This window comes from Blautia sp. XA-2221 (assembly GCF_028767025.1).
Classification (GTDB): Bacteria; Bacillota; Clostridia; order Lachnospirales; family Lachnospiraceae; genus Blautia_A.
Window position 1 is genome coordinate 1 of the sequence record NZ_JAJQXX010000025.1, and the last position, 4,081, is coordinate 4,081.

A 4,081-nucleotide genomic window follows, 5' to 3' on the forward strand; every position below is an offset into this window, starting at 1 on the left:
TATTATAAAAGCCAGCATATACTATGCCGGCTTTATATAATGAAATACTAATAGCTCATTGATAAAATAAAGTTTTCTTTGTTACCAAGTAACCTTATGTTGCAAGTCTTATTTAAACTTATTATTGTATGCGGTAAAATCTCTCCTGCATTTATTTTTTCCTGCTGTTGTATTATTTTTCCAGATTTCACAATCATCCCAGCAGCCCTGTCCTCTTACTTCAATTGTTTCCACCTTATCATTGATTTTTTCAATTTTAATTTTTTCTGTCATATTAAATTCCCTCCGGATTTACTGTTTAATAATTTTTAAGCTATTAGTATTAACATTTCTAAAAAAACGGTAGAAAACATTCATAAAACCACATATAATAGGGACTGGCGCAGTGCAATTCCCCGTTATTGCTTCATTTAAAAATTTACATCTCGTACAAATGCATGCACTTTCTAACCCGCATCCGAAACATTCCTCATTATTTTTTTCATATAAAGTCAGTAACTTTTTTTCTTTTACTCTATCTACCCCTGTCCATATATTACCAATGCAATATTTCATATTATTTACTGTGTATGTACAGGGGTATAGCAAACCATCGCATCCTATATTTATTTCAGTAATTCCGCCAAAACATCTTCCCACCTTTTTTAAATATGATGTTTGATCAAGTAAACTAATCTGAGGTTCTGTCGATATGTCCCTACAATATCCATATATTTTATATAATTGTTCCTCGATTTTTACTAGATGCCATTGCTCCCATTTTTTATCAAAAAAATCTGGAACGGTAACAATCATTTCAAATCCTTCTTTTATAAAAAAAGTTATATTTTCATACAAGTATTCCACCATCTCAGGAGTAAGAGTCATTCTTATCCTCGGATATTTTTTCGTTTTTAATAATTGCTTTGCGAACCAAAATGCTTTATCGAAACTGCTTTCTCCACATTTTGTCATTCTAAATAAATCATTTATTTCCTTTTTCCCATCTAAACTAACAGAAATCCTAAAATCTTCTCTATTTTTAATGTACTCCAAAAATTCCATCTCATTTACATTTCCATTTGTTGTTACTTCATATACAATAGAAATATTTCTTTTTGCTGAAATTTTATCCAAATCTGAAATAATATTTTTCATCATTTTTAATTCCAGAAGTGGTTCCCCACCATGAAAAGAAATAATCACCTTATCTTCCTTTTTAGCAGATTCTAAAATTTCCCTTTCTATAAAACTAATAAGTGCAGTTATATTCGATATTGCAAATTTCCTTTTTCCTTTCTCTTGACCTTCGTAACAATATCTGCATTTTAAATTACAGTTCTCAGTCAACCATATAGTAGCACTTTGCATTATTCTTCACCCCATACCACTCTTTCTAATATTGCCTTTTTATCTCTGCATTCTTTTTTAAATCTTACCGGATCTGTATATCTGTTTCTAATCCCAGAAATACATGACCAGCAAAACAAGTTGACATTACACTCTTTACATTCATGAAAGTTATACGGATACGATTGTTCTAACATATTCACGCCCTCGTTGCACCGCTGCATATCAAAAAAATTTCCATTAAAGAAATTATTGATATTATTGATTTGAAGAATATTTCCCATGCAAAAATCTTTTACATTAAGGTTTCCACATGGAAAAATATCTCCTTTAGGATTTATCATGATTTCTTTTCTCCCTGCCGCACAGCTAAAGCACATTAAATTACTCCGTGCCTCTTCTAATTCCTCTTTTGAATACTGTTCTACATGATGTTCTTCTTCATTCTTTTCAAAATCTTTCCAGTTTTCGGCGCCACGTCCCATTGGCTCAAATGCTCTCATCAACGGATGAACACCCAGTCTTTTACAGAGCTGTAAAAACTCACCTCTCAAATTCTCATTAAAATCGTCAAACATCATCGATAAATAAATTTCTTTGTCACCATATTTTTTTATTAACTCTATGCTTTCAATAACTTTTTTAAATACCCCTTTTCCTCTGATTCTGCTACAACTTTCCTCATCAACACCATCAATACTGATATCATATTTATCAATACAATTATTCAAATATTTTATGTTCGATTCAGTAATCAACAGTCCATTTGTTGAAAGTGAAATTTTATTTTTAAAGTGTTTTCGAAGATAATATAACAGTTCCATAAAATCTTTACGAACCATTGGTTCCCCACCAGATAAAACAATTTGCTCTGGATTCAAAGCAGCCGATTTTTCAAACACTTCCTTTAACTGTTCTGTATTCAACTCATCTTTTTCTGTAAATTCCGACACATGTTTTGCATCAACACAACAATGTCTACATCTCAAATTACACCGATACGTCAAATTAATAGCAACTTTTCGAATCTCACATTTATATGTATCTGATAATTTTTCCTCAGGCACTAAAAAATCATAATCTAGCAACTTTCCCAAAATGTATCGGAGATAACTTTCATCTTCATTATCATATGCATTCGCATATATCACTTCGGGATCAACATTTTGTTCATCCATCTTCCGAACAATTTCCCAACAGCTCAATGGAATTAAAATCCAAGTACCATTATCCAAATTAGCCACTATCACTTTCTTTTTTTCTATATTACATATTACACGGCATGCTTTACTCAACTTCATAATTCTCATCCTTTTGGGTTCACTTTTCTTTCTTATACTCGATAGTCTATTACACAAATATCAATAATTTCTTAACGAAAGACGAAAAATTATCCCCCTAACAAACTTGCAACAGATGGCAAACGCCTTGCTTGTAATCTTGTATTTTTGTCTTATCCTTGCATCTGCCTTTCTGTTAATTAGCATAACCGAATATTTTTTTCATAACACATGGTTTCTCCCTCTGCCAAAAATCAAAGCACATATTGTTTCTCTTATCAAGTCAATCATAGTATCTATAAATTCTCCTGCAAGCAAAATGAATACCAAAACACCGCCCATACAAGCCAGAAAAGCTGCCTGTAGCCAGTCTTGATAACAGATCACTGTTTCTATGAACAACGCCATAATTCCCAATCCCAATATCTTTTTTGCGATTGCCACCATATGTACCAGCAGTTTCACTCCAGCACCTATAATCGAAATGATAAACCACAATGGAATCAATAACACTTTTCCTGCCACTTTTAAAATACCCATATATGTCCTCCTATCTTGCCAGCCACGGCATATCATGATTTACTTCTGCCCGGTAATATCCACTTATCGTTGAAGGGGCATTAAACAATGCCGCAAGTAAATATTTCTTGATATTCTTGATTTTACTCGTATTTCCTTCCAGACAATGCAGCACATACTCTACATGCGAATAATTTAGCTTCATGAATTTTCCTCTTACCAGAGCTCCTGAATACCAGTTGCTTGCAATCAATACTTTATCGCTCTTACACATGACAGTCTCTACGATCAGATCCACAATTTCATCAATCTGATTTTTGTCATGAGGATGACTTACTAACAGAGAATCATAATCCAAGTTTTCTTTGATCAGAGATTGATACGCATGTAATGTTTCCATCTCATTCTCTTCGGATCCTATCCCATCTGCAGATACGATATGATTAGATTTATTCTCACTAAGATTAGTATTGTTAATATTAGTATTATTAGAGTTTGAAATGTAAACTTCTTGAAGTTTATTTTCGGGACTTCTTGAAGTTTGTTTTTGGGACTTCTTGAAGTTTGAAATGTAAACTTCTTCTGTCTCTTCTTCCTCTACAGAAGTTTGATTTGTAAACTTCACCATCTTTGATTTTTCTTTTTTCTGTTCTTCACATTCTTCCTGAACAAATGATTTTACATAGATGATCGTAACCTTTCCAAAGCCCTGCCTACGCTTTTCAATCAAACCTATCCCTTTTTCATCATCCAGCTCCTGAAGAGATTTCACCGCTTTATTTCTGCCACAATTCAATAATTCCATGATATCTTCAATGGAAAAATAGATATATGCCCGATTTTCTTCATCAAACCACTGATTCTTAATGGATAAAGACATTCTGTCCAACATCAAACCGTATAAGATCTTCGCATCACTGGAAAGATCCTTGAAACAGTCATTGGTAAATAAC

At 32.7% G+C, this 4,081-nt stretch carries 5 protein-coding genes; all 5 read right to left on the reverse strand.

Features of this window, described 5'->3' with window-relative positions; all coding sequences use genetic code 11:
* Positions 1-108 precede the first annotated feature (108 nt).
* On the reverse strand, positions 109-273 hold the full coding sequence (locus LU279_RS13375; RefSeq protein WP_009263248.1) for a hypothetical protein: 165 nt from the start codon (positions 271-273) through the stop codon (positions 109-111).
* A gap of 18 nt (positions 274-291) precedes the next feature.
* Complete coding sequence (locus tag LU279_RS13380; protein WP_009263249.1) at positions 292-1,350, reverse strand: radical SAM protein; 1,059 nt, start codon at positions 1,348-1,350, stop codon at positions 292-294.
* Positions 1,350-2,630 (reverse strand): radical SAM protein, encoded by a 1,281-nt coding sequence (locus LU279_RS13385; RefSeq protein ID WP_009263250.1) that lies wholly within the window; start codon positions 2,628-2,630, stop codon positions 1,350-1,352. Before LU279_RS13385 ends, LU279_RS13380 begins: the two co-directional genes overlap by 1 nt.
* A gap of 201 nt (positions 2,631-2,831) precedes the next feature.
* Complete coding sequence (locus LU279_RS13390; protein WP_009263251.1) at positions 2,832-3,149, reverse strand: hypothetical protein; 318 nt, start codon at positions 3,147-3,149, stop codon at positions 2,832-2,834.
* Between the two features lie 10 nt (positions 3,150-3,159).
* Positions 3,160-4,081, reverse strand: a 922-nt coding sequence (locus LU279_RS13395; RefSeq protein ID WP_274422981.1) for a DUF6017 domain-containing protein, incomplete at its 5' end; no start/stop codon positions are given.

What these genes read in the sequence shown, in the direction of transcription:
- LU279_RS13375 (WP_009263248.1), bottom strand. Translation starts at nt 273, where the DNA reads ATGACAGAAAAAATTAAAATTGAAAAAATCAATGATAAGGTGGAAACA.
- LU279_RS13380 (WP_009263249.1), bottom strand. Translation starts at nt 1,350, where the DNA reads ATGCAAAGTGCTACTATATGGTTGACTGAGAACTGTAATTTAAAATGC.
- LU279_RS13385 (WP_009263250.1), bottom strand. Translation starts at nt 2,630, where the DNA reads ATGAAGTTGAGTAAAGCATGCCGTGTAATATGTAATATAGAAAAAAAG.
- LU279_RS13390 (WP_009263251.1), bottom strand. Translation starts at nt 3,149, where the DNA reads ATGGGTATTTTAAAAGTGGCAGGAAAAGTGTTATTGATTCCATTGTGG.